Origin of the sequence: Bacillus cereus group sp. Bce019, assembly GCF_051781745.1 — a bacterium.
GTDB lineage: Bacteria > Bacillota > Bacilli > Bacillales > Bacillaceae_G > Bacillus_A > Bacillus_A cereus.
In genome coordinates this window covers 1-252 of sequence record NZ_JBPWJX010000251.1, presented here as the reverse complement: position 1 = coordinate 252, position 252 = coordinate 1, and the positions used below count along the sequence as shown (strand labels likewise).

Below are 252 nucleotides of genomic sequence, written 5' to 3'. Positions count from 1 at the left end.
GAGCAGCGCAAAGCCGCGCAGCATGTCGAGGGCTTTGATCCGGTTCATTGCGGCAGCTTCGCCCATTCATCCAGCAGCGTCGGCGAAGCCAGCAGCGCCACGGTCTCGTCTTGCGACAGAAAGCGCAGCGCCTCGGTCCGGGTTCCGGCGGCGGCGATCTTGGCGCGGGCGGCGATCTCGGGCAGGCGCTCGGCGGCGGCGGGGCGGGCGGCTTGCGGCGGGATCAGCGCGACATGGCGCGCGCGCAGGGCC

1 protein-coding gene is annotated in these 252 nt (G+C 72.6%); it reads right to left on the bottom strand.

Annotation, left to right across the window (positions count from 1 at the left end):
• Nucleotides 1–44 precede the first annotated feature (44 nt).
• Nucleotides 45–252, bottom strand: a 208-nt coding sequence (locus ACS2QP_RS28220; protein ID WP_438883133.1) for a hypothetical protein, incomplete at its 5' end; no start/stop codon positions are given.